The sequence below is a fragment of the Nocardia sp. NPDC004123 genome, assembly GCF_053603795.1.
Genome location: NZ_JBSGGG010000012.1, coordinates 89,632 through 112,258, shown reverse-complemented (window position 1 = coordinate 112,258; position 22,627 = coordinate 89,632). Strand labels below are relative to the sequence as shown.

Annotated in this window: 19 protein-coding genes; 10 read left to right on the top strand and 9 right to left on the bottom strand. The window is 68.8% G+C overall.

Annotated features, from left to right (window positions below; genetic code table 11):
- Nucleotides 1-3 precede the first annotated feature (3 nt).
- Nucleotides 4-1,614: an HNH endonuclease gene (locus ACWEQQ_RS19005; protein WP_452349093.1), complete on the top strand. Its 1,611-nt coding sequence runs from the start codon at nucleotides 4-6 to the stop codon at nucleotides 1,612-1,614.
- Between the two features lie 212 nt (nucleotides 1,615-1,826).
- Nucleotides 1,827-2,603 (top strand): SDR family oxidoreductase, encoded by a 777-nt coding sequence (locus ACWEQQ_RS19000; RefSeq protein ID WP_452339548.1) that lies wholly within the window; start codon nucleotides 1,827-1,829, stop codon nucleotides 2,601-2,603.
- A 77-nt stretch (nucleotides 2,604-2,680) separates the two neighbouring features.
- Here the strand turns inward: ACWEQQ_RS19000 and ACWEQQ_RS18995 are convergent, their stop codons facing one another.
- Nucleotides 2,681-3,439 (bottom strand): hypothetical protein, encoded by a 759-nt coding sequence (locus tag ACWEQQ_RS18995; protein ID WP_452339549.1) that lies wholly within the window; start codon nucleotides 3,437-3,439, stop codon nucleotides 2,681-2,683.
- 109 nt (nucleotides 3,440-3,548) lie between these two features.
- On the opposite strand from ACWEQQ_RS18995, the gene ACWEQQ_RS18990 reads away from it, so the two are divergent.
- From ACWEQQ_RS18990 to ACWEQQ_RS18980, 3 genes are all read left to right on the top strand, one after another.
- Entirely contained in the window at nucleotides 3,549-4,790 is a 1,242-nt protein-coding gene (locus ACWEQQ_RS18990) for an MFS transporter (RefSeq protein ID WP_452349092.1), read from the top strand.
- Nucleotides 4,791-4,794: 4 nt separating this feature from the next.
- The gene (locus ACWEQQ_RS18985) at nucleotides 4,795-5,160 is read left to right on the top strand and encodes an ArsR/SmtB family transcription factor (RefSeq protein ID WP_379378476.1); all 366 of its coding nucleotides are present in this window, start codon (nucleotides 4,795-4,797) and stop codon (nucleotides 5,158-5,160) included.
- A 118-nt stretch (nucleotides 5,161-5,278) separates the two neighbouring features.
- On the top strand, nucleotides 5,279-6,886 hold the full coding sequence (locus ACWEQQ_RS18980) for a flavin-containing monooxygenase (protein WP_452339551.1): 1,608 nt from the start codon (nucleotides 5,279-5,281) through the stop codon (nucleotides 6,884-6,886).
- A gap of 65 nt (nucleotides 6,887-6,951) precedes the next feature.
- Here ACWEQQ_RS18980 and ACWEQQ_RS18975 read toward each other — a convergent pair whose 3' ends face one another.
- Together ACWEQQ_RS18975 and ACWEQQ_RS18970 are read right to left on the bottom strand one after the other, a co-directional pair.
- Complete coding sequence (locus ACWEQQ_RS18975; RefSeq protein WP_452349186.1) at nucleotides 6,952-7,923, bottom strand: alpha/beta hydrolase; 972 nt, start codon at nucleotides 7,921-7,923, stop codon at nucleotides 6,952-6,954.
- Nucleotides 7,924-8,200: 277 nt separating this feature from the next.
- A complete protein-coding gene (locus tag ACWEQQ_RS18970; RefSeq protein ID WP_452339552.1) occupies nucleotides 8,201-9,238 on the bottom strand; it encodes an alpha/beta hydrolase in 1,038 nt (345 codons plus the stop codon).
- A gap of 300 nt (nucleotides 9,239-9,538) precedes the next feature.
- Here ACWEQQ_RS18970 and ACWEQQ_RS18965 point away from each other — a divergent pair, with 300 nt between their 5' ends.
- Together ACWEQQ_RS18965 and ACWEQQ_RS18960 are read left to right on the top strand one after the other, a co-directional pair.
- Nucleotides 9,539-10,924: a serine hydrolase domain-containing protein gene (locus ACWEQQ_RS18965; RefSeq protein ID WP_452349091.1), complete on the top strand. Its 1,386-nt coding sequence runs from the start codon at nucleotides 9,539-9,541 to the stop codon at nucleotides 10,922-10,924.
- A gap of 152 nt (nucleotides 10,925-11,076) precedes the next feature.
- A complete protein-coding gene (locus tag ACWEQQ_RS18960) occupies nucleotides 11,077-11,487 on the top strand; it encodes a hypothetical protein (protein WP_452349090.1) in 411 nt (136 codons plus the stop codon).
- 122 nt (nucleotides 11,488-11,609) lie between these two features.
- Here the strand turns inward: ACWEQQ_RS18960 and ACWEQQ_RS18955 are convergent, their stop codons facing one another.
- Complete coding sequence (locus tag ACWEQQ_RS18955) at nucleotides 11,610-12,014, bottom strand: MarR family winged helix-turn-helix transcriptional regulator (RefSeq protein WP_452349089.1); 405 nt, start codon at nucleotides 12,012-12,014, stop codon at nucleotides 11,610-11,612.
- A 209-nt stretch (nucleotides 12,015-12,223) separates the two neighbouring features.
- Here ACWEQQ_RS18955 and ACWEQQ_RS18950 point away from each other — a divergent pair, with 209 nt between their 5' ends.
- A complete protein-coding gene (locus ACWEQQ_RS18950) occupies nucleotides 12,224-12,667 on the top strand; it encodes an SgcJ/EcaC family oxidoreductase (RefSeq protein ID WP_452349088.1) in 444 nt (147 codons plus the stop codon).
- A 31-nt stretch (nucleotides 12,668-12,698) separates the two neighbouring features.
- On the opposite strand, the gene ACWEQQ_RS18945 is transcribed toward ACWEQQ_RS18950, so the two are convergent.
- From ACWEQQ_RS18945 to ACWEQQ_RS18930, 4 genes are all read right to left on the bottom strand, one after another.
- Nucleotides 12,699-15,263 carry an FHA domain-containing protein gene (locus ACWEQQ_RS18945; protein ID WP_452349087.1) on the bottom strand — a complete coding sequence of 855 codons (2,565 nt, stop codon included), beginning with the start codon at nucleotides 15,261-15,263 and terminating at the stop codon, nucleotides 12,699-12,701.
- Between the two features lie 42 nt (nucleotides 15,264-15,305).
- Nucleotides 15,306-16,202 carry a class I SAM-dependent methyltransferase gene (locus ACWEQQ_RS18940; RefSeq protein WP_452339633.1) on the bottom strand — a complete coding sequence of 299 codons (897 nt, stop codon included), beginning with the start codon at nucleotides 16,200-16,202 and terminating at the stop codon, nucleotides 15,306-15,308.
- Between the two features lie 149 nt (nucleotides 16,203-16,351).
- Nucleotides 16,352-16,969: an NADPH-dependent F420 reductase gene (locus ACWEQQ_RS18935; RefSeq protein ID WP_452339558.1), complete on the bottom strand. Its 618-nt coding sequence runs from the start codon at nucleotides 16,967-16,969 to the stop codon at nucleotides 16,352-16,354.
- A gap of 196 nt (nucleotides 16,970-17,165) precedes the next feature.
- Complete coding sequence (locus ACWEQQ_RS18930) at nucleotides 17,166-20,315, bottom strand: ATP-binding protein (protein ID WP_452349086.1); 3,150 nt, start codon at nucleotides 20,313-20,315, stop codon at nucleotides 17,166-17,168.
- A 161-nt stretch (nucleotides 20,316-20,476) separates the two neighbouring features.
- Between ACWEQQ_RS18930 and ACWEQQ_RS18925 the strand changes: the two genes are divergently transcribed.
- Nucleotides 20,477-20,893, top strand: coding sequence for a PaaI family thioesterase (locus ACWEQQ_RS18925; protein ID WP_452349085.1), 417 nt, complete (start codon nucleotides 20,477-20,479; stop codon nucleotides 20,891-20,893).
- Nucleotides 20,894-20,904: 11 nt separating this feature from the next.
- Here ACWEQQ_RS18925 and ACWEQQ_RS18920 read toward each other — a convergent pair whose 3' ends face one another.
- On the bottom strand, nucleotides 20,905-21,519 hold the full coding sequence (locus tag ACWEQQ_RS18920) for a TetR/AcrR family transcriptional regulator (RefSeq protein WP_452349084.1): 615 nt from the start codon (nucleotides 21,517-21,519) through the stop codon (nucleotides 20,905-20,907).
- A 98-nt stretch (nucleotides 21,520-21,617) separates the two neighbouring features.
- On the opposite strand from ACWEQQ_RS18920, the gene ACWEQQ_RS18915 reads away from it, so the two are divergent.
- Nucleotides 21,618-22,511, top strand: coding sequence for a metal-dependent hydrolase (locus ACWEQQ_RS18915; RefSeq protein ID WP_452339561.1), 894 nt, complete (start codon nucleotides 21,618-21,620; stop codon nucleotides 22,509-22,511).
- Nucleotides 22,512-22,627: the final 116 nt, after the last annotated feature.

Sequence of the window (22,627 nt, the reverse complement as noted above, 5' to 3'; positions counted from 1 at the left end):
ACGATGAAACTGACCATGGGTGGCCATACGACGGTTCCGACATCGCTTCTGACGCTTGTGCTTTCGTGGCGGTCGGAACATGCGGTGCGGGCGCAGGCGGTGCTGGTGGCGGAGCACGGGCGGGCCCGGTCGGACCGGGATTTCGTCTGGTTCGACGCGCCCCGGCACGTCTCGCAGGCGGTGACGCTGGATCGGGAGCCCGCGCCGGGAACGGCGCGGCTGTCGGTCTCGCTCCCGCGCACCGAGCCGGAGGTGGCGGGGATCGTGGTCATCGGTTCGGTGCCAGGCGGTTTCGCCGATGTCGCGGGCCTGCGGCTGACCGTGTTCGACCACGACCATCCGGTCGCTTGGTACGACATCGACACGCCGGACCCGGCACCGGCCCTGGTGCTGGGTGAGTTCACGCGCGCCGAGGAGGGCTGGGAGTTCCGGGCGCTGGCCGACGCCGGGGTCAGCCTGGCCGGACTGGTGCGCGAGTTCGGGGTGCGGATCGATCCCGCGCACGGCCTCGCGCCCGAGCCGCGCCGCACGCCGCCGCCCCCGGATCCCGAACGGGCGGAATGGCATCCGGATCCCCGCGATCCGGCCCGCCTGCGCTGGTGGGACGGCACGACCTGGACGGCATCGGCCCGCCCTGCCCCGCCTCAGGATGCCCGCCACTGCCCGCGCTGCGGTACGCCGCGCCGCCGCCTGTTCGGCGCGGCGCTGTTCGGCACCACGCCGCTGTGCCGCGAATGCGCCACCGAGACAGCCGAATACCTGCGCACCTGGCGGCCCCGCGCCGAGCGCACCCTGCGTGGCCTCTCCCCGCACGACGACTGGGAGACGCTCTGGGCCGCGCTGCGCTTCCAGCGCGTCGACCGCGCCGCCGCCCTGGATCTGCTGCGCCCGCTCGCCCTCGATCAGCTGGAACGCCTGGCCGCCTTCACCTTCGCCGACGGCGTGGTGGACGAGTCCGACGTGGACGACTTCGAGGACACCGTCGCGGAGCTGTCCCTGTCGGGCCCGGTCATCGAGGACCTGCGCCGCCGCCTGCACCGCGGCCGCCTGCTCACCCGACTGCGGTCGGGCGAGCTGCCGCAGCAGTCCGCCACGGGCCTGCACCTGGATCCCGACGAACGGGTCCACCTGAACCTCCCCGCCGTGCACATCCGGCAGCTGGCCCGCGGCCCCAAGCGCACCGAGGGCCGTCTGATCGTCAGCAACCGTAAGCTGCGCTTCACCGGCGCGGACACCGGCACCGAAATGCCCTGGGCCCGTGTGGTTTCGGTGACCGCCGCCGATGGCCTGGTCGAGGTGTCGGCCACCTCCTCGCGCGGCGGCGCGATCCTCGAGGTCGCCGATCCGGACTTCGTGGCCGCCGCCATGGAGGGCGCGCTGCGCATCGCCAAGCGCCTGGCCCTCACCCCGGGCCGCCGCGACACCCGTTCCATCCCACCGGATGTCAAGGCCGTGGTCTGGCAGCGCGACGGCGGCAAATGCGTCGAATGCGGCGACAGCCGCTACCTGGAGTTCGACCACATCATCCCGATCAGCCGCGGCGGGGCCACCAGCCCCGCCAACCTGCAGATCCTCTGCCGCGCGTGCAACCGCACCAAGGGCGCGCACATCTGACCGGAGCCGTCAGTCGAACCGCCCGGATTCCGGCCCGCGACAGACTCGTTCGACCTCGGTGACGTGGGCCCACCCGGCCACGCAGCCGGCCGCGTCGACACGCGGCGCAGGGTCGAATGTGGGCAATCCGACGGCGTGCGATGAATCATGTTGAGCGGCACGCGGTGTGGATCTAGCGTCCGAGGAAGGCTGGTCGAGGAAGGGGATCCGACATGCAGGTGGCGGTTGTGGGCGGTACCGGGACGCTGGGTGCGCCGGTGGTGCGGGATCTGGTGACGCGCGGGCATACGGTGCGGGTGCTGAGCCGGTCCGCGCCCGCCGACCCGGTGCCGGGGACCACGCATCACGCGGTGGATCTGGTCACCGGTGCGGGGATGGACGCGGCACTGGAAGGTGTGTACGCGGTGGTGGACGCGGCCTCCCATCGCGGACTGCGCAGCGCACGGGTGATGGTCGACGGTGTACGCACCCTGCTGGCCGCCGAGCAGCGCGCCCGGGTCGGCCACCATGTGGAGATCTCGATCGTCGGCTGCGAGCGGGTGCCGTTCAGCTACTACCGCACCAAAGTCGCGCAGGAGCGGGTGGTCACCCAGGGCCCGGTGCCGTGGACCCTGTTGCGCGCCACGCAGTTCCACGAGCTCATCGACGAAATGGTCGGCGCGGCCGCGAAGTTTCGCATCGCGCCGCGCACCGGCATGCGGTTCCAACCGGTGGACGTGGTCGCGGTGGCGGGCCGCCTGGCCGACGCGGTCGAGGCGGGCCCGTCCGGCCGGGTCCGCGATCTGGGCGGTCCGGTCGTGCAGACCCTCGGCGAGCTGGCCGAACTTCGGGGTCACGCGCTGGGGCAGGCGCTGCTGCCGCTGCCGGTGCCGCCGGTCGGCCGGATCGTGCGGCGGGTGCGCGACGCTGCGCTGTGTCTCGACACCGATGGCGAGACCGTGTCATACGACTACGCCGAGTGGCTGCGGCGGCAATACGGACAGCGGTGAGCTGACCTGTTCCGATCGCCGCGGGAGCGGTGATCGGCGCACCCGGCGCCGCGCTCTACCGGAGCGGTACCCGTGGATCAGCGCTTCACGCGCAGCACGGTCGGTTCGGCACAGAACTGGCCGGTCGCCTGGTCCAGACTGAGGCCCGTGCGGTTCAGCCCGCCGCTGTCGATCACCGTGCACTCGCTGCCGCCGACGCGCCCGGTCCCGTCGTCGAGGAGCCGGACCTCGGCGGTGACCAGGGGTTGGAGTTTCTCGGCGTCGAAGGTCCAGAATTCGATGTTCCAGAGTTCGTAGCTGTCGCGCGCGGTGACCACGGTGTAGCCGGCCGTGGAGGTGTCGATGCCGATGCCCGCGAGTTCGCCCGCGCGCTGGAGCTGCCCGTCGCCGGCCGCGTGGTAGATGACGTAGCGAGTGTTGGCGCTGGCCAGCATGATCGGGATGATCAGCTCGTCGCGGCCGTCGTTGTCGAGGTCGCGCAGTCGTGGCTCGGTGGTGCCGACGGCCTGTTCGGTGAGGGTCTGCAGCGGTGCGCCGACGGGGTCCAGCACCGTGATGGCGACCGACCCCTGCTGTCCCGTACCGCGGTGCCGCACTTCGAAGGTCAGCCCGGCGGCGTCGTGGGATTGCAGGTAGCAGTCGGGAGGCGTGGCGGCCGAGGCGATATCGCCGCAGGGCGGGAGGGCGGAGACGGGGGTGACCGGACCGGGGACGACGTGATCGCTGGTGTGCGGGGAGAGGTTGCCGGCCATGGGTGCGGTGGCGGGGTGTTGTGCGCACGCGGCCAGCGTGAGCGTGGCGGCAGCCAGCACCGCGGCCACGAGATTCCTCCCCATGGAAGCGAGGATAGCGACGAATGCGCAGCAATCGGACCGAGCGAGGCCGACCCCACATATATCCGACATCATGTGCACAACTGCGCACATATAGGCTTATAGTAACTGTGTGCTCGACGTGCTCCGCGATCCCCGGTTCCGCAAGCTGTTCACCGCCCAGGTGGTTGCCCTGATCGGAACCGGACTGCTCACCGTGGCCCTGGGCCTGCTCGCCTACGAGGTGGCCGGGGGCCAGGCGGGCGCGGTGCTGGGCACCGCGCTGGCCATCAAGATGGTGGCGTATGTGGCTGTCGCGCCGGTGATCTCGGCGCTCACCCTGCGGCTGCCCCGGAAGCTGGTCCTGGTGTCGGCGGACGCGGTGCGCGCGGGAATCGCGCTCATGCTGCCGTTCGTCACGCACACCTGGCAGATCTATGTGCTGATCGCGCTGCTGCAGTCGGCCTCGGCCACCTTCACGCCGGCGTTCCAGTCGCTGATCCCCTCGATCCTGGTCGACGAGGAGCACTACACCCGCGGGCTGTCGCTCTCGCGGCTGGCCTACGACATGGAGTCGCTGCTGAGCCCGGTGCTGGCGGCCGCGCTGCTGACGGTCATCAGCTATCACTCGCTGTTCGTGGGCACCGCGGCCGGTTTCGTGGCCTCGGCGCTGCTGGTGGTGACCACCCGGCTGCCCCGGCTCGCCGCGCCCGAGCGGTCCGACCCGCTGCTGCGGCGCATCACCGCGGGCGCCCGGATCATGATGAACCGGCCGGTGCTGCGCGGGCTGCTGGCCATGAACATGGTGGTGGCCGCGGCCACCGCGCTGGTGATCGTGAATACCGTTGTGTACGTGCGGGATCAGCTGGGCGGCTCCAATACCGCGGTGGCACTGGCGCTGGGCTGCTTCGGATTCGGCTCCATGGCGGTGGCGCTGTCGACCCCGCGTTTGCTGGCGCGGGTGCCGGACCGCAGTTTCATGATGACCGGCTGCGTACTGCTGCCACTGGGCCTGATCGCGGCGTCGCTGCCGACCCTGCTCCCCCGCGGGGCCGGTGCGCTCGTGCTGTCGGTGACCTGGGTGCTGCTGGGCGCGGGCACCTCGATGATCAACACCCCGTCCGCCCGCCTGCTGCGCGCCCAGTCCGAACCCGACACCCGCACAGCCGTTTTCACCGCGCAGTTCTCCCTCTCGCACGCGTGCTTCCTGGTGACCTACCCGGTCGCGGGCAAGCTGGGCGCGCTGGCGGGCCTGCCGACCACGGCGATCGTGCTGGCCGCCGTCGCTACACTGGCAGCTACGACGGCGGCCCGCGCCTGGCCCGCACACGTGCCGACGGGCCCCGAGGCGGTGACGGCGGCGGCAGGAAGGTGAACTGGTGAGCGAGGAGACCGAACCGGCACCTGCCGCACCCAGCCTCATCCACCCGGTCCGTCCGGATCAGCCCCACCTGGACGTGGCCACCGCCACCTTCCGCATGCTGTCGGATCCGACCCGCCTGCACATCCTCTGGATCCTCGCCTCCGACGAGGCCGATGTCACCGCCCTCACCGAAGCCTGTGGCGCCTCCCGCACCGCGGTCAGCCAGCATCTGGCCAAACTCCGCTTCAGCGGCCTGGTCGACACCCGCCGCGAGGGCCGCCGCATCATCTATCGCATCCGCGACGGCCACCTGGCCCGCCTGGTCCGCGAGGGCCTGAACCACGCCGATCACATTGTGACCGGCGAACCATCGCACGAATAGCGAGTATTTCCCGGGACTCGGCTCCTGGTCAGTGGGACGTGGTATCGCCGAGTGCCCGCATGCGCCGTGACGATATGCCTATTCGAAATATCTCGAGACGAATAGTGAGAGGTCGCGCATGCATCCCGAGCAGGGCAGCCCATTCGATGTGATCATCATCGGTGCCGGATTCGCCGGACTCTACGGCGTCCACCAGGCGGCGAAGGCCGGATTGAACGTGCTCGGCCTGGAGGCGGGCGAGGGTGTCGGCGGCACCTGGTTCTGGAACCGCTACCCGGGTGCGCGCTGCGACGTGGAGAGCGTCGACTACTCCTACTCGTTCGACGAGGACCTGCAGCAGGGCTGGACCTGGACCGAGCGTTTCGCCGCCCAGCCGGAGATCCTCGCCTACATCAACCATGTGGCGGACCGCTTCGAGCTGAAGCAGCGCTACCGGTTCGGTCAGCGCGTCGTCGGCGCCCGCTTCGACGACGAGGCGGCCGTCTGGACGCTGCGCACCGAGGCCGGCGACGAATTCCGCTCGCAGTTCGTGGTTTTCGCCACCGGCTGCCTGTCCGCGCCGATCAAGCCGAACATCCCCGGCATCGAAACCTTCGCGGGCGAGGAGCTTTTCACCGCGCAGTGGCCGGAGCAGGGCGTGTCCTTCGAGGGCAAGCGGGTCGGCGTCATCGGCACCGGCTCCTCCGGCATCCAGGTCGCGCCGATCATCGCGCGGGAGGCCGAGGCACTCACCGTCTTCCAGCGTTCGGCCAACTTCAGCGTTCCGGTGCCCAACCGGCCGTGGACCGACGAGGAGCAGGGCGAGATCCGCGCCACCTACCAGCAGCGGCGCGAGAACTCCTACTACGCACCGGCCGCCACCCCGCACCGCTCGCTGGAGACCAAGGCCCTGGACCTGACCGCCGAGGAGCGCGAGCAGGCCATGCAGGACCGCTGGGACGGCGGCGGCGTGCTGTTCAACAAGGTCTTCCCCGACCAGAACAGCGATCTGGCCGCCAACGAGCTGGTGCGCGAGTTCGCGGTCGCCAAGATCCGCGCCAAGGTGGACGACCAGGCGGTGGCCGACGACCTCATCCCCTACGACCACCCGATCGGCACCAAGCGCATCTGCACCGACTCCGGCTACTACGAGATGTTCAACCGGCCGAACGTGTCGCTGGTGAACCTGCGCCGCGAGGCCATCGAGGAGGTCACCCCGACCGGCATCCGGACCGCCGACAAGTTCATCGAACTCGACGCGCTGGTCTACGCAACGGGTTTCGACGCCATGACCGGCGCGCTGCTGCGCATCGACATGCACGGCGCGCGGGATGCCCGCCTCGGTGAGCTGTGGGCCGACGGGCCGGTCACCTACCTGGGCTTCGGCATCCCCGGCTTCCCGAACATGTTCAGCATCAACAGTGTCGGCACCCCGTCGGTGATGGCGAACATGGTGCTGCACTCCGAGCAGCAGCTGGACTGGGTGCTGGCGCTGGTGGAGCACTGCCGCGCCAACGGGATCCGCAAGGCCGAGGCCAGCGCGGAGGCGGCGGTCAAGTGGACCGATCACCTGCTCGAGGTCGCCGAGGGCACGCTGTTCGTGAAGGCCAACTCCTGGTACATGGGCGCGAACATCGAGGGCAAGAAGCGCGTATTCATGCCCTACATCGGCGGTTTCGGCAACTACCGCCGCTACTGCGACGACGAGCGCGACAACGGGTATCCGAACTTCGAGCTCACCGCGTAGTCGGCCCGGACCCGGCGAAACCGGCTCGCTTCCTCTCGGCGGCGGGCCGGTTTCGTCGTCCGTGGTCAGGCGGGCAGGCCCAGACCAGCAGCCAGGACGGGCCACGACCGCTTCATCGCGTCCTCCCAATAACCCCACGAGTGGGTGCCGGTCGGCGTGAAGTCGTAGGTGGCCGCGATGCCGAGGCCGTCGAGCTTGGCCTTCAGATTGTGGCTGCAGAAGTCGGTGGCGGCCTCGATCCCGCCACCGATGGTCAACTGCTGGAGCCAGCCGTCCGTGCCCGGCAGGGTGTGCGGGCCGCCGGGGGCGTCCCACCGGCCCGGCAGCCCGGAACCACTGGAGATGAACAGATTCAGGCCGCGCAGCTGGTCGGCGTGCACATAGGGATCGTTGACGGCCCACTCGGGATCGCCGTCGGGGCCATACATGTTCGCGCTGTCCCCGCCGCCCTTGGTGACCACGTCATCGGCGAAGTGATATCCGATGGGGTCACTGATCTGGGCGCAGCCGCTGTAGACCGCAACCGACCGATACAACCCGGGCGCGGCGATGGGCAGCTGCAACGCCGAGGTGCCCGCCATCGACAGACCCGCGATCGCGTTGCGCCCGTTGGCATTCAGCGCCTCGTCGATGAGCGGTGGCAGTTCCTCGGTCAGGAAGGTCTTCCACTTGTTCACGCCCAGAACGGGATCCGGGGCGCGCCAATCGGTGTAGTAGGTGAAATCCCCGCCGATCGGCTGCACCACATCGACGTTCTTCTCGGCCAGGAAGTCCAGCACATCGGTCTGCGTCTGCCAGGTCACGGCGTCGGCGGCGCCCGCGCCACCGAGCAGGTACAGCACCGGGGCGGGCTCGGAGGTGCCGGCCGGCCGGTGTACATCAACCTGAATGCTCTTGTCCATGGCGGCCGAATAGACCTGCAGCGTCACGAGACGGGTGCCGGTGGTCGTGCTGGAGACGATGCGTGAGCCGTCGGCGGAAGTGCCGGTGTAGGTCACCGGGGTGTCCGGTTGGGCGGAGGCCGTGCCCGCGGCCATCGACACCAGAATGGTTGCGATCAAGGCCGATACCGCGCTGCCCAGGGTAATTGTGGAACGCACGCTGACTCCTCCGGCAGGTTCCCGGTTGTCACGAGTCAGCACTTCAGCGTGCCGAGCGGCTTCGGAAAATGCTGGCCCGGAACTGAACTGACTCCGAGAGTACGTTTCCGGCCGTAGGGTCAGGGCGCGATTCCCACCCTCGTTACCACACGTGTACACAAGACGAAACCGGCTCGCTTCCCCTGAAGGCGTGCCGGTTTCGTCGATGTACCGGTCAGGCCGGCAGGCCCAGACCGGTCGCCAGGACGGGCCACGACTTCTTCAGCGCGTCCTGCCAGTACCCCCACGAGTGGGTGCCGGTGGGCGTCAAGTCGTAGGTGGCCGGAATACCGAGGCCGTCGAGCTTGGCCTTCAGGTTGTGGGTGCAGTAGTTGGTGGCGGCCTCGAGCGTGCCGCCCAGGGCCACCTGGTTCGCCCAGCCGCCCGCGCCGGGCAGGGTGTGCGTGCCGCCGAGGGTGTCCCACGGGCCCGGCAGGCCGGAACCGCTGGAAATGAACAGGTTCAGGCCGCGCAGCTGGTCGGCGTGCACGTAGGGATCGTTGGCGGCCCACATGGGATCGGAGTGCGGGCCGTACATGTTCGCGCTGTCGCCGCCGCCCGCGGCGACCACGGTATTGACCATGCTGTAGCCGAGCAGATCGCTGATCTGGGCGCAGCCGCTGTAGGCGGCCACCGACTGGTAGAGGCCGGGCGCGGCGATGGGCAGCTGCAGCACCGAGGTGCCCGCCATGGACAGACCGGCAATGGCATTGCGGCCGTTGGTGTTCAGCGCCTGGTCGATGAGCGGCGGCAGTTCCTCGGTGAGGAAGGTCTTCCACTTGTTCACGCCCAGGGTGGGATCCGGCTCGCGCCAGTCGGTGTAGTAACTGAAGCCGCCGCCGATCGGCTGCACCACGTTGACGTTCTTGTCGGACAGGAAGTTCAGGACGTCGGTCTGCTTCTGCCAGGTCGCGGAGTCGGTACCGCCGCCCGCGCCGTTGAGCAGGTACAGCACCGGGGTGGGCGCCGAGGTATCGGCGGCGCGCTGCACATCGACCTCGATGTTCTTGTCCATGGCCGCCGAATAGACCTGCAGGTTCAGGGTGCGTGCGTCGGTGGCCTTGCTGGAGGCGATGCGAGAGCCGTTGGCGGAGGTGCCCGCGAAGTTCAGCGAGGTCCCCGGGTCGGCGGAGGCGGCGCCCGCGGCCACCGGTAGCAGAACGGTTGCGGTCAAGGCCAATACCGCGCTGCCCCAGGTCTTCGTTGAACGCACGCTTTCTCCTTCGGCAGTTTTTCTCTGGCGTGACGAGTCGTTTGTCCAGGTGTCACGAATCAGGCCCCCACGTTGCCCACGGCCTCTTAGCAATTGCTGACTCGAAGCTGAGCTGCGGCTGAGAGGGTGGTGAGCCCCCGGTCGGAGCCGGAAATCGGCTCGGGTGACTTCACTCACAGCCGCCGCTGACCGGGATCCACGCCACTGACGGGCGGCGGTCAGCGCACTGTCGGCGGGCTGTCAGCGCGGGTCGGCATCGTCATGGACACACACGAACAGCCATCACCGAAAGGCACCGCAATGTCCGAGAACGCGCACACCGATTCCGCCCTGACCGAGTTCGTCGCGGCCACCGCCGCCGAGTACGGGATGCCCGGCATGGCCGTCGGCATTTGGGTCGACGGGCGGCAGATCCACGCCAATGTCGGCGTGACCAGCACCGAGAACCCGGTGCCGATCACCGAGCACACGATCTTCGCGATCGGCTCGACCAGCAAGACCTTCACCGCCACCGCTCTGATGCAGCTGGTCGCGGCGGGCCGGGTGGATCTGGACGCGCCGGTGCGCACCTATGTGCCGGAGCTGGTGCTGATCGACGAGGAGTCCGCGGCGACGATCACCGTGCGGCAGCTGCTCAACCACACCGCCGGGCTTGAGTGGAACATCATCAACGACACCGGCGACGGTGCGGACGGGCTGGCCGCTTTCGTGGCCACGCTGGCCGAGCTGCCGCTGATCGGCGCGCCCGGCGAGCGGGCGTCCTACAGCCAGGCGGGGTTCAACCTGCTGGGCCGCGTCATCGAGAAGGTGACCGGGGAGTCGTTCGAAAAGGTCGTCGCCGACGCGGTTCTGGAGCCGGTGGGGCTGGCCGAGAGCTTCTACTTCGAGGGCGATGTCATGACCCGCCGCTTCGCCGCCGGGCACGAGCGGCAAGAGCACGGTGAGCTCGAGGTGTCGCGGGCCTGGAAGGGCAGCCGCGCCAACAACCCCGGCGGCGGGCTCGGCTCCACGGTGTCGGATCTGTTGCGCTGGGGCCGATTCCACCTCGGTGACGGCCGCACCGAGAGCGGCGCGCCGGTGCTGCCGGCCGAGCTGATGCACCGGATGCAGCAGCCGACCGTCGAGCTGCGGGCCAGCACCCTCGCCGACGCGTTCGGCCTGTGCTGGATGCTGCGCGATGTGGACGGGGTCCGCACGGTCGGCCACGACGGTTCCGGCTTCGGCCAGTTCGCCAATTTCCAGCTGGTGCCCGAGCGCGATTTCGCGGTGGTCGTGCTCTCCAACGCCAGCCCGGACGGCATCCCCGCCAACCAGGCCATCATCCGCTGGGCCCTGGAGCACTATCTCGGCGTCGTCGACAAGGATCCCGAGCCGGCCCCCTTCGACGCCGCGCGCGCCCCGGAACTGTTCGGGGTCTACGACATCGACGCCATGACCATGACCTGCTACGCCGACGGCGACCAGCTCTACCTCGACTGCAGGGTCAAGCCCGAAATCCGCGCCGCCGCCGACGCCGAAATCCCCCAGGACCACCCGCCCTTCCCCTTCGGCCTCCTTCCCGGCAGCGACGAATACGTCATCACCGACGGCTCTTTCAGGGGCCAGCGCGGCTACTTCACCCGAGACACCAACGGCGACATCACCGCCATCGACCTCGCGGGCCGGGTCTTCACCCGAGTCTCTTGACCGAACCGCTGAACGCGGCGTCAGCCACCGTGTCAGGTCGCCATCAGGGCGCTGTCAGCCGCGCCGGACAAAGTAGGCGCATCGAACAGAACGGGCCCGCACCCGACACCGGATCCGGGCCACTGCCACAACAGATTTCGAAGGAGCACACCATGTCTGCCGCACTCACCCTGACCGACCAGGACAAGGCCACCATCCGCTCTGCCGCCTACGGTGCCGTCTCCCTGCTCGCCGCCGCCTCCGACAAGCCCCACAAGGCCGCCACCGCCGGTTCCCTCGCGCTGTCGTCGGCCACCGGTCAGATCGGACACGTACTCAACGCGAAGTCCAAGGACATTCACCTGTCCGGCAAGACCGTCGCCGACCTCGCCGACCAGGTTCTCCCGGCCCTGTCCGCCGCGACAGCCCTGCTCGAGCGGCAGGATCCCGCCGAGGCCGACAACTTCCGCACCACCGTGCTGGTCGCCATCGAGGCGGCCGCCCAGGCGAACCGCAACGGTCAGCCCGGCCCCGTGGTCGACGACATGACTCGCAAGGTGACCGCGGCCCTGCACGCGGCGTGAAAGGCCGGAGCCCACATACTCCAGCTGTCGAGTGCAACCCTGAGATCCCCTCGGCTCGTTGCCCTTCGGCGCATACCGCGCTGACCGCTTCGGTCAGCGCGGTATGCGCCGTTCCGGTCGGGTCAGTGCGTCTTCTCGTCGAGTTCGGCGATCTCGTCGGTGGCTTCCCGGAAGGCCTCGGCCGCTCGAGCGAAGTAATCGAAGAGCAGCTCACGCTGCTCGGGGGTGTAGCTCGCGATGATGTCACCGATCGCGCGCCGGGCGGGAGCCAGCACCGCGTCCAGGTCGGCGGGCTTGCCGACGGGTTCGACGATGACCTTGCGTCGGTCGCCGGGGTCCGCGGCCCGGCGTACATAGCCTGCCCGCTCGAGGCGATCGATGAGCCTGGTGGTGGGACCCGTGGTGAGGCCGGTGCGAGCACCGAGTTGCCCCGGTGTCATCGCCCCGCTCAACTCCAGGATGTTCAGCGCATACAGATCGGTGGCGCCGAGACCACAGGCCTTGGCGCCGGCCTGGGCATGCAGCACAACCGAACTCTGGTATCGGCGGAAGACCTGGCCGTGTTCGTTTCCGGCCCGAGACGTTGACAAGTGCGACACCTCTCTCGTAATCTCTTCCTCGGAGAAGATAACGCGTAGAAGAAGAGAAATCTTTTAAGCAGAGACTAGCACGAGGGAAGACGAGGCAGGCCCTGCCGGCCGACTCTCGATAACCCCCATGCACGGAAGGAATCACCATGAACACCACCGCCGACACCACCGCCATCACCGCACTGATCGAGCGCAGCCAGGATGCCTGGAACCGCGGTGACGGCTCCGCCTACGGCGCGTGCTTCACCACCGATGCCACCGATGTCACCTACGTCGGCACCGTCTACCACGGTGGTGAGGAAATCGGCCGCGCTCACCAGGCCCTGTTCGACAGCTACCTGAAGGGCACCCGGCTCATGGTCGAGATCGTCGAGATCCGCCACTACGGCGCCGACGCTGCTGTCGTCGTGACGCGCGGAGAGTCCGCGAAGGGAGACCCCCGCAAGCTGGGCAAGCTGGCTACCTACACCGTCGTGCGCGACACCGACGGTCAGTGGCGGATCGCGGCCGTGCAGAAGACCCAGCACAAGCCCCTGATGGAGGCCGTCTCCTTCAAGTTTCAGCCCGCCACCCGCCCGGCCGCCCGCTGATGGCCACCCAGCGGTAATCCGTTGAGCAGGCTCAAATCTGGGCGGGGCGGGCGCCGCGGCGGCGTGGCCGCATCTGATGCAGGCGATACCAGGCCAGCGCGAGGAAGATCGCCGCCAGGCCGGCGACGACTCCCATATCGAGCAGCCACGTACCGATGGTGTGTTTCCACAGCGGGTCGGGCCCGCCATTGTGCGGCGAGAGGGTGTCGAGGTCGATGCTGGCCGCTGCAGCGCCGTAGCCCCAACGGGAGGGCGACAGGTAGGACAGCTGTTGCAGAACGGGAGTGCCGGGAAGCCGCACCAGCCCGCCGGTGAGCACCAGTTGTGCCATCGACAGCACGATCAGCAGCGGCAGTGTCTTTTCCGAGGTGTCCACCGCGGCCGACACCAGCAAGCCCAACGTCAGCGACGCGATGCCCAGCATCGCCATCGCCATGATCAACTCCAGCTGGACCGAGGTGAATATCCCCGTCGGCGGGAAGGTCTCACCGATGGTGCCGATCAGGAACAGCACCGCCGTCTGAAGGACGGTGATCACGCCCAAGACCAGCAGTTTCGACATCAAATAGACCCCGGCCGACAGTCCTGCCGCGCGTTCTCTGCGATAGATCGTCTGTTCCTTGACGATCTCGCGAATCGCGTTGCCGGTGCCGACGAAGCAGGCACCGAATATCAAGATCATGAGCTTGGTCGAGGCATCGGTGTTGGTTCCCGGCGCCCCGGTGAAACCGGCGCCCGACGGCACCGCGGCGATCAGGCCGCCCAGCAGCAGCGGCAACGCGCCGAGCAACGCCAGGTAACTGCGGTCCGAGGCGATCACCGCCAGATACCGCCGGCACAGTGTGCTGAGCTGGCTGAGCTTGGACTGCGGCGCGGGCGGCGGCGCCGGTGTGTGTACCTCCGCCGGTCCGGTGACGTCGGTCTGCTCGACAGCGACGTAGTTCTCGAAGCGCGGGGACTTCCGGAACTCACCGGCCCAGTCGCGGTCCTCCTCCCGGTCGAATGCCTGGAACACCTCGGCCCAGGTGCGCTGCCCGAACTCCTGCAAGCCCTCTGCGGGCGGCCCGTAGTAAGCAAGCTTGCCGCCGGGCACCAGCACCAGCAGGCGGTCACAGGAATCGAGATTCGCCACGCTGTGGGTGACGACGATGACGGTCCGCCCGTCGTGGGCGAGTTCGGACAGCATTTCCATGACCGTCTTGTCCAGGCCGGGATCCAGGCCGGAGGTCGGTTCGTCGAGGAACAACAGCGACGGTTTGGTCAGCAGTTCCAATGCGACACTCACCCGTTTGCGTTGCCCGCCGGAGAGCCGATCGATGCGGGTGTCGGCATGCCGCGACAGGCCGAGTTCGTCGAGGACTTCGTCGACTCGCTGCTCGCGCTCCTCGCTCTGTGTGTCACCGGGGAAGCGCAGCTCGGCCGCGTAGAGCAGGGCGCGGCGCGTGGCGAGCTCTTTGTGCAGGATGTCCTCCTGCGGAACCAACCCGATCCGGTGTCTCAGCTCGTCGTAATCGGTGTACAGGTCGCGTCCGTCGTAGCGGACGGTCCCCTCGGTCGCAGGCCGCAGCCCGGTGACCGCGCCCAACAGCGTCGACTTGCCCGCTCCGCTGGGTCCGATGACCCCGACGAGTGAGCGCTGCGCGATGGGGAAGGTCACGTCGTCGAGCAGCACTTTGCCTTCCGGTGTCCGCACGATGAGGTTCTGGACACAGACCGAGATGTCACCGGTGTCGACAGACTCGCGCAGTTCGTTGCCGACGAGCCGGTAGGTGGTGTGCCCCATGCCGATCAGGTCGGATTCGGACAGATCCGCAGTCTCGATCCGGTGGCCGTTGACGTAGGTGCCGTTGTGGCTGTCAAGGTCGACGACTCGATATTTGCCTTCGGCGATCACCTGTAGTTCGGCGTGATGGCGAGAGACCATGAGGTCGGGCACGACGATGTCGTTGTCGGCGGCGCGCCCGATCCGGAGCGTGCCCGAGACGATTCGTACCACCGCGGTGGGCTGGGCGGCCGGAGGCGACGACCGCGACACTCGCCGGGGCAGGCCCGGCTCGAACTTGGTGACCGTTGTTTCATCGTCGAGGTCATAGCCAGGATTCGGGACGACCATCGTGTCCCCACCGAAATCGTCATCTGGCTCGGGCTCGGGCTCGGCTGACGCTTCCAGCGAGCAGGACAGCCGCGCACCGTCTTTGGCATGCCCCAGCTTGAAGGTCTCCTCGTGGTCGATCAGCATCCGCTCGACGCGCTGACCGTCGAAGAAGGTGCCGTTCAGGCTGTGCGCGTCCTCGATTTCCCAGCCGTGCGATCCCTTCTCCAGCACGGCATGCAAGGCCGAAACACGCGGATCGGTGACAACAATGTCGGCGGTCGGATCACGGCCGATGTTGTATGCACCCCCGGCGCGTAGCCGATAGACGTGTTCTCGCGTCTGCACCACGAGAACGGGCGACTCGGGGAATTCCGTGGAGGACCGCTCATCCGCCATAACGGAATTATACGACCGGACCGAACTGTCGCGGCGAATGCCGATGGGATTCGAAATACTAATCCGACAGAACCTGACGCAAGATCGAAGCCGAATATTTCTCATTTTGTTTCATGTACCGAATTTTGTGACCCCGAATATGCGGGTTCACCGGCGCTTTTCGGCGCTCACATAGTGCGCCTGCTGCATGAGATCGAGCAATTCGGCGGGCATGTCGGTGATCGGGTGGCCGTAGCCGGCGGCGAGGTCGACAGGGGCGGTGCTCTGGACCGACCAGCCGTGCCGTGCCAGCCAGTCGCCGGGAACAGCGCGGGCGTCGTCGTACCAGAGGTCGCTCACGTCCAGGTTCCCGAAGGGGTTGCTGCCGAAGAACTTCTCCTCCGTGTCTTCGAAGCGTTGCGGGTCCAAGCCGCGGCCGAAGTCGTCGGTGGCCACGCTGCTGCCGGGCGCGGACAGGGCGTCGATGCGTTCGAACAAGGCGTCGTGTGCCGAACCCGGCAGGAACGGCAACAGCCCCTCGGCCGACCATGCCGTCGGCCGCTCCGGATCGAATCCCGCGGCGGTGAGCGCAGCGGGCCAATCGTCGCGCAGATCGACCGCGACCACGCGCCGATCGGCCTTGGCCACGGCACCGTGCTCGGCGAGAACCTGGTCCTTGAACTCCAGCACCCGGGGCTGATCGATCTCGAAGACGACCGTGCCCGCGGGCCAATCCAGCCGGTACGCGCGCACATCCAGGCCGGATGCCAGGATCACCGCCTGCCGCACACCCTGCTGCCACGCCGTGGCGAAGAACTCGTCGAAGAACCTCGTCCGGACACCCATGAACCGCCCGAACCGCGTCATGTCGCCCACGGATGCCGGGTCCTCCAGCATCTGCGTGAAGTGCGGTTCACCCGCCGCCTCGACGAACCACGCCGCGTAGTCGTCGCGGATCATCGGCTCGGGATCGATCGTCTCGAGTGCGCGGAACGTGGCGACGCCCAAGGCGGTCAGCCCCACGCTCGTCACGATGTCCCAGCTGTCCCCGTCCATTCGCATCAAGGTCACCTCGTGGTGTCATCGATCGCCTGAACTATCTCGACCGGAGCCGGCGCCCCGGTTCCACCCGCTCGATTCTGCTCCCATACAGAACCTTTCGGCAACTAACTGGTTATCACGCCCTGGCCGAGTCGACCAGGATGACCCGGGCGTCAGCCGACGTCCTGAAGAAGCAGGTGCCGCGCGTTGAGCGGACCGTCCAGCTGCATCAGCTGTCCGCCGGCACGCAGACCACCGAGGTCCAGGCCGGCGAATCCGAACTCGTCCAGCAATCCGGCCACGGCGGCTTTCGCCTCGGCATCGTCGCCCGCGTAGAAGATCACCTGCCGGCCTTCGGCATGCTGCGGGTCGGCGGCGATGAATGCGGCGAACACAGTGTTGAAGGCCTTCACGACCCGCGCGCCGGGAAGGCGCTCGGCGACCCACTCGCTGCCCGTGAGGTCACCGACGTCGTAGCGGCCCTGCCAGGGGTTCGCCGAGGCGAACTGATTCGTCGTGTCGACGACGATCTTCCCGGACCAGTCGGTGAGCCCGGTCAGATCCGGGACCGCGGTGAACGGCACCGCGAGGAACACGAGTTCGGCCTGCGCCGCCTCCCCGGCCGTCACCGCGTGGGCCTTCGGCCCCAACTGCTCCACGACGGCCCGGAGCGTCTCCGGGCCCCGGCTGTTGCCGATGAGTACCTCGTGGCCGTGACGGACGGCCTTGTCGGCGACCGCCTGGCCGATATTTCCTGCTCCGAGAATGCCGATGGCGCTGTGTGTGGTCATGATGCTCACCCTCGATCGTGTCGGGCCGGGCGGCGGGCAGAACGAGCTTTCCCCCACCCGGATGGAGATTATCGGTTGCGTCTCTACCAATTTCCCGATGCCGCAAGACGTAATTCATTGAGGGCGCGGCGAGCTCTGGTGATCAGAATACAGCGTCCAGCGTTTGGAAAGTCGCGGGTCGACTTCTCGGTTTCGATTACGGGGCGGGGGTGGCCTCCGTTGCGAGGCGGGCCAGGGCCTGTGGTCGAGGGAGGTCTGCGCCGAGGTGATAGGCGCGGTGGTATTCGGTGTCGCCCAGGCGGTTTGTGAGGGTGGCGGTCAGGGCGATGAGTTCGGGCTCGCCGTGGTCGGCGGTGCCGCGGATGACTTGGCCGAGGCCGAGGGCGGTGGCGGCGGCGGACGGGTTGTCTTCCAGCAGATGGAGTTTCGCGAGGAGTTCGGCGGCGTGGGCTTGGGCCTGGGCGGTGGCGGCGGAGTCGCCGTAGGTGAAGGCGCCTTCGATGGCGCGGGGTAGCAGGGCGCGGGCCGCGGCGGGCGATCCTTCGGTGAGGCGGTTGCGCAGGCGGGCGACCGTTATGTGGTTGGCGGCCATGGCTTCTGGATAGGGCAGGTGGCGGAAGCGATGCTCGAGTTGGTCGAGTTCTTGGTCGGAGCGGGTGATATCGCCGGTGCGGCGGTGTAATTCGGCGCTGGTGAGGAGGATGACGGCGGCGAGGCGGGGGAAGCCCTGGTCGGCGGCGAGGCGCTGGGCGGCGTCGATGTCGCGGGCGGCTTCGGCGAGTTCGCCGGCGCGCATGCGTTCGTCGGCGAGGGCGGTGCGGGCGGCGACGATGTCGTCCTCGGTGCCGAGTTCGGAGGCAAGGGTGACGGCGCGGGCGTAGGCGGCGCGGGCCTGGTTGTGGTCGCCCTGCAGTGAGTGGGCGCGGCCGACGGCGAGGAGCGCCATGCCCAGGCCCCAGCGGTCGCCGACGATTTCGAAGCCGCGCAGGGCTTCCCGTCGCGCGGCGGCCCCCTCGTGCAGGCGCCCCTGCCCCGTCAGGGCGATGTCGCGGGCGAGCTGCGCGCTGGCCCGCACCCACGGGTCCGGCCAGGTCAGCGCCTGTTCGAGCTGCCGTTCGGCCAGCTTCTCGTCGTCGGCCCGCGCCGCCAGGAGCGCCGTCCACAGTGGTACGGCCGCATGGAATTCCAGCCCGCCGGCCTGCACGCAGTCCTCGATGAGCGCGGTCAGCGAGCTCCCGGCGGGCGGCGAACCGGCCATCAGCGCGATCACCCGGAAGGCGGCCCGCGCGGCCGCCGGGAGCTCGTCCCCGAACCGCAGCACCGCATCGAGCGAGCTCTCGAACTGGCTGCTCATTCCCCGGATTCCCCAGTACCAGAACATGGCCCGCACGAGCCGCATCGCCGTATCCGGGTCGGGGCCGGTGCCGAGGGCGGTACGAAGTGCCGCAGCGAGGTTGGCGTGTTCGGCGTCGAAAAGGGCGATGGCGGTGAGCTGTTCGGTGCCGCGGAGGTGGGGTTCGGCGTGTTCGGCGAGGGTGAGGTAGTAGTCGGTGAAGAGCGGGGTCAGGTCGTCGGGTGAGCGGGTGAGCTGGTCGGCGGCGTAGGCGCGGATGGTTTCGAGCATGCGGTAGCGCGGCGGGTCGTCGGGGGTGACGGTGACGAGGGATTTCTCGACCAGGGCGTCGAGGAGGTAGACGATGTCCTCGATGGGGAGGTCGCCGTCGGCGCAGATGGCTTCGGCTGCCTCGGCGGTGGCGCCGCCGGGGAAGGCGGAAAGCCTTCGGGCCAGGATCTTTTCGGGTTCGTCGAGGAGGTCCCAGCTCCATTCCACCAGGGCGAGCAGGGTGCGCTGCCGGGGCAGGGCGGTGCGGCTGCCGGAGGTGAGCAGCCGGAAGCGGTCGCCGAGCCGCCGGGCGACCTGGTCGACGCTCATGGCGCGCAGCTTGGCGGCGGCGAGTTCCAGCGCCAGTGGGAGGCCGTCGAGTCGACGGCAGATCTCCACCACAGGGGCGACGGTGGCGTCGTCGAGGGTGAAGCCGGGGCGGATGGCGGCGGCGCGATCGGTGAACAGCCGCACGGCCGGTGCGCCCTGGGCCACAACGGGATCCGCTGTCTCGACCGGAACGCCGAGCGGTCCCAGGTGGCACAGCGCCTCGCCGGTGATGGCCAAGGGTTCCCGGCTGGTGGCCAGTACACGAAGCTGCGGCAGCCGATCCAGCAGCTGTTCGGCGAGGGCCGCCGCGGCCGCGATGACGTGCTCGCAGTTGTCGAGCACCAGCACCGCGGGCCCGACGTCCAGTAGTTCGGTCAGCCGGGCGGTCTTGTCCGGCCGCGCGGCGGAGTCGCTGTCGAGCGCCCCGGCCACCGCGTCCGCGAGCTGGTCGGGCGCGCCCAGTTCGGCCAGCGGTACGAAGAACACCGCCCCGGTGGCCTGCCGGTCCATGGCTTCCAGCGCGAGCCGGGTCTTGCCCGCTCCGCCGGGTCCGACAATGGTGACCAGCCGCGAATCCGCCAGCAGCCCGGCCAGTTCCGCGAGTTCCGCCTCGCGCCCGATGAATCCGGTCAGCCGCACGGGCAGCGTCCGGGTCACGGATTCCCCACGCGGAGCGGGGATTTCGAGTTCGCCCCGCAACAGCGCGAGATGCGTGTCCCGCAGGATGGCTCCCGGATCGATGCCGAGTTCCTCGTCCAGCCGCTCCCGCATCTCCTCGTACACGGCCAGCGCGTCCGACTGCCGTCCCGCCGCCGCCAGCGCCCGCATGCGCAGCGCGGCCAGCCGCTCGCTGAGCGGATTGTCCCCTCCGGCGATCTCGAGATCGGTGAGCACATCGGCGTACCGGCCCAGCCGCAGTTCGGCGTCGAACCGGTCCTCGACCGCGGCGGCCCGTAGATCGTCCAGCCTGGTCGCAGCGGCCTGGGCGAACGGCGCGTCCTGCACATCACCGAGCGCCGGTCCACGCCACAGCGCGAGAGCCTCGCCCAGCTGCCGGGTGGCCGCTTCCGCCCGCCCGGCGGCCAGCTCCTGACGACCCTGCCGCACCAGGTCCTCGAACCGATCGGCGTCGACCGTCACCCCGGGCAGCCGGTAGCCGCCGGTCCCGAATTCGACCGTGCCCACGCCGCGCAATGCCTTCCGCAGCCGCGACACCGCGGCCTGCAATGCTCCGGCCGCCTCGGCGGGCGGCTCCTCACCCCAGAGTCCGTCGATGAGCGCGTTCGCCGGCACGTCCCGCCCCGATTCCAGCGCCAGCCGCGCCAGCAGCATCCGCACCCGCACGCCGGGGATCTCCACCGGCGTCCCATCCTCCGCATGGACCCGAACGGCCCCGAGCACACCAACCTGCACGTGCCGAGTCTTCCAGAATCGCCGCCCGACGCGCGGCCGCGGACCCACCGATTACTGCGGAGCACAGGCGATTACCTCGCGCATCGGCAGCAACTTCCGAACCCGCACGATTACCCGCGAAGTAATCGACGCGCGGCCCGGCGTCGGGCAGAGTCGATCGGATGACCGATATCGAGATCGCCACCGCTCCGACGGGCGCCCAGCTGTTCGCCACCATGCCGTTCACCGAGGGCCTCGGCGTCCAGGTCCTCGAATGCGGCCCGGAGCTGGTGCGCAGCCGCCTGGAGTGGCGCGAGAACCTGTGCACCCTGGGCGGATCGATGCACGGCGGCGCGCTCATGTCGCTGGCCGACGCCACCGCCGCGGTGTGCGCTTTCCTGAATCTGCCGGAGGGCAAGCAGGGCACGACCACGGTGGAGTCGAAGACGAACTTCCTGCGTGCCCTGCGCTCGGGTCACGCCACCGCCACGGCCCGTCCGCTGCACGCCGGGCGCAGCTTCATCGTGGTGGAGACCGAAATCCGGGACGACGCGGGCAAACTCGCCGCCAAGGTGACCCAGACCCAGGCGGTGCTGTAGTCGGGCATCCCCTACCCGACGAGGATCGGCACCAGATACGTGCGCGCGAATTCCCCCAGCTCGTCCGGGGTTTCGAGGGTGGCCGCGCCGCCGCCGACGAGAATCAGCGAATGCACTATGCGGCAGCCGATTTCGGTGCGCGCGGCCAGATCGTCCGGGGCCTCGATCAGGCCCCGGGCGGCGGCCCGCTCCAGGATCTGGACGGTGGCCGCGACGGACATGGCGAAGGTGGTCGCGCCTTCGACGGTGAGTTTCACCAGGATTCGGTCCGGCTCGACCGCGAGCAGCCGCTCCACCAGCGGATGCGCCCGCCAGCGGGTGATGACGGTGACGAAGATGTCGGCAACCAGTCCGGGTAGGTCGTCGTGCCGGTCCGGCATGCTCGACAATTCGGCCAGCAGGTTGCCGACCTCGCGGCTGACGACGGCCTGCACCAGGTCGTCGCGGGAGCCGAGCCGGCGGTAGACGGTCACCCGGTCGACGCCGGCCTGCTTGGCAACGTCCTCGATCGTCGTCTTCTTGACCCCGACCTTCTGGAACTGCACGAGTGCCGCGTCGAGGATGCGCGTCTCGATGTCATCGGCGGCATCCGTGCGGGTCAGCGGGTTTTTCGACGCGGTCGTCACCGGATCCACGCTAGCAGGCGTCACCCCCGTTGCAACAATCTCGGACAATTTGTAGCTGCAACATTGCAATAGGATTTGTTGCGCTGTACGGTTCGGTCATGGCTGACAAGGCTGGCGCGACGCAGCGCCACTACCGCGACGAGGCGCACGCCATCTCCGCCCGCGATGTGCGGTTCGATTTCGATTCCGTTCCGCTGCACTACATTCCGGGCGAAGTCCTGGCAACCCACATTGTCGATGTCATGCACCTGGTGCTGCCGGAGGGCGAACGGGCCATGGCGCAGACGCTGTCGGAGGCCCTCCCCCACATCCACGACGAGCGGCTGCGGGAGGAGGTGACCGGGTTCATCGGGCAGGAGTCCATGCACGCCAGCAGTCACGAGGCGGCGCGCCGGCACCTGCGGTCCCTCGGGCTGGACGTCGACTCCTATGTCGATGCCATTGCCTGGCTGGTCGATCGGATTCTCGGCGATCACGGGCTGAGCGGCCGGGCCCGGGAGGAGTGGCTCAAGGAGCGGCTGGGCCTGTTCGCCGGGATGGAGCACTACACGGCCGTCATCGGCGAATGGCTGCTCAATGCCGACATTCTGGAGACCGAGGGCATGCATCCGGCCATGCTGGACCTGGTGCGCTGGCACGGGGCCGAGGAGGTCGAGCACCGCAGCGTGGTCTACGACGCGTACATGTACCTCGACGGCGGGTATCTGCGGAAGGCGCGCACCGCGGTACTGGCCAGCGCGACGCTGCTGCCGCTGTTCATCATTTCGGCCGGATATCTGTATCGGAAGGATCCGTCGCCGCGGAAGGGGCGGTTCTGGGCGCAGCAGTTCCTGAGCGCGACGCGGCGTGGCGTGATTCCCAGTTGGACGGTGTTCTTCACCGAGATTCCGCGGTATCTGCGGCCGGGATTCCATCCGTCGCAACTGGGCCCGATGGATGTGGCGCTGCGGTATCTCGCACATTCCCCGGCGGCACGGGCGACCGCCGAGTGAGCCGGGAGGACAGCGTGAGCACGCGAATCCAATTGGGCGCCAAGAGCCGAACGGCCGTCCCGGCCCGGGTCGGCGCGGCGCACCGGTCCGGCAGCCCGGGCCAGGCGAGCACGACC

Excerpts from the sequence above, each read along its gene's own strand:
- ACWEQQ_RS19005 (WP_452349093.1), top strand. The coding sequence starts at position 4 with ATGAAACTGACCATGGGTGGCCATACGACGGTTCCGACATCGCTTCTG.
- ACWEQQ_RS19000 (WP_452339548.1), top strand. The coding sequence starts at position 1,827 with ATGCAGGTGGCGGTTGTGGGCGGTACCGGGACGCTGGGTGCGCCGGTG.
- ACWEQQ_RS18995 (WP_452339549.1), bottom strand. The coding sequence starts at position 3,439 with ATGGGGAGGAATCTCGTGGCCGCGGTGCTGGCTGCCGCCACGCTCACG.
- ACWEQQ_RS18980 (WP_452339551.1), top strand. The coding sequence starts at position 5,279 with ATGCATCCCGAGCAGGGCAGCCCATTCGATGTGATCATCATCGGTGCC.
- ACWEQQ_RS18975 (WP_452349186.1), bottom strand. The coding sequence starts at position 7,923 with ATGGCCGCGGGCACGGCCTCCGCCCAACCGGACACCCCGGTGACCTAC.
- ACWEQQ_RS18965 (WP_452349091.1), top strand. The coding sequence starts at position 9,539 with ATGTCCGAGAACGCGCACACCGATTCCGCCCTGACCGAGTTCGTCGCG.
- ACWEQQ_RS18960 (WP_452349090.1), top strand. The coding sequence starts at position 11,077 with ATGTCTGCCGCACTCACCCTGACCGACCAGGACAAGGCCACCATCCGC.
- ACWEQQ_RS18950 (WP_452349088.1), top strand. The coding sequence starts at position 12,224 with ATGAACACCACCGCCGACACCACCGCCATCACCGCACTGATCGAGCGC.
- ACWEQQ_RS18945 (WP_452349087.1), bottom strand. The coding sequence starts at position 15,263 with ATGAGAAATATTCGGCTTCGATCTTGCGTCAGGTTCTGTCGGATTAGT.
- ACWEQQ_RS18935 (WP_452339558.1), bottom strand. The coding sequence starts at position 16,969 with ATGACCACACACAGCGCCATCGGCATTCTCGGAGCAGGAAATATCGGC.
- ACWEQQ_RS18925 (WP_452349085.1), top strand. The coding sequence starts at position 20,477 with ATGACCGATATCGAGATCGCCACCGCTCCGACGGGCGCCCAGCTGTTC.
- ACWEQQ_RS18915 (WP_452339561.1), top strand. The coding sequence starts at position 21,618 with ATGGCTGACAAGGCTGGCGCGACGCAGCGCCACTACCGCGACGAGGCG.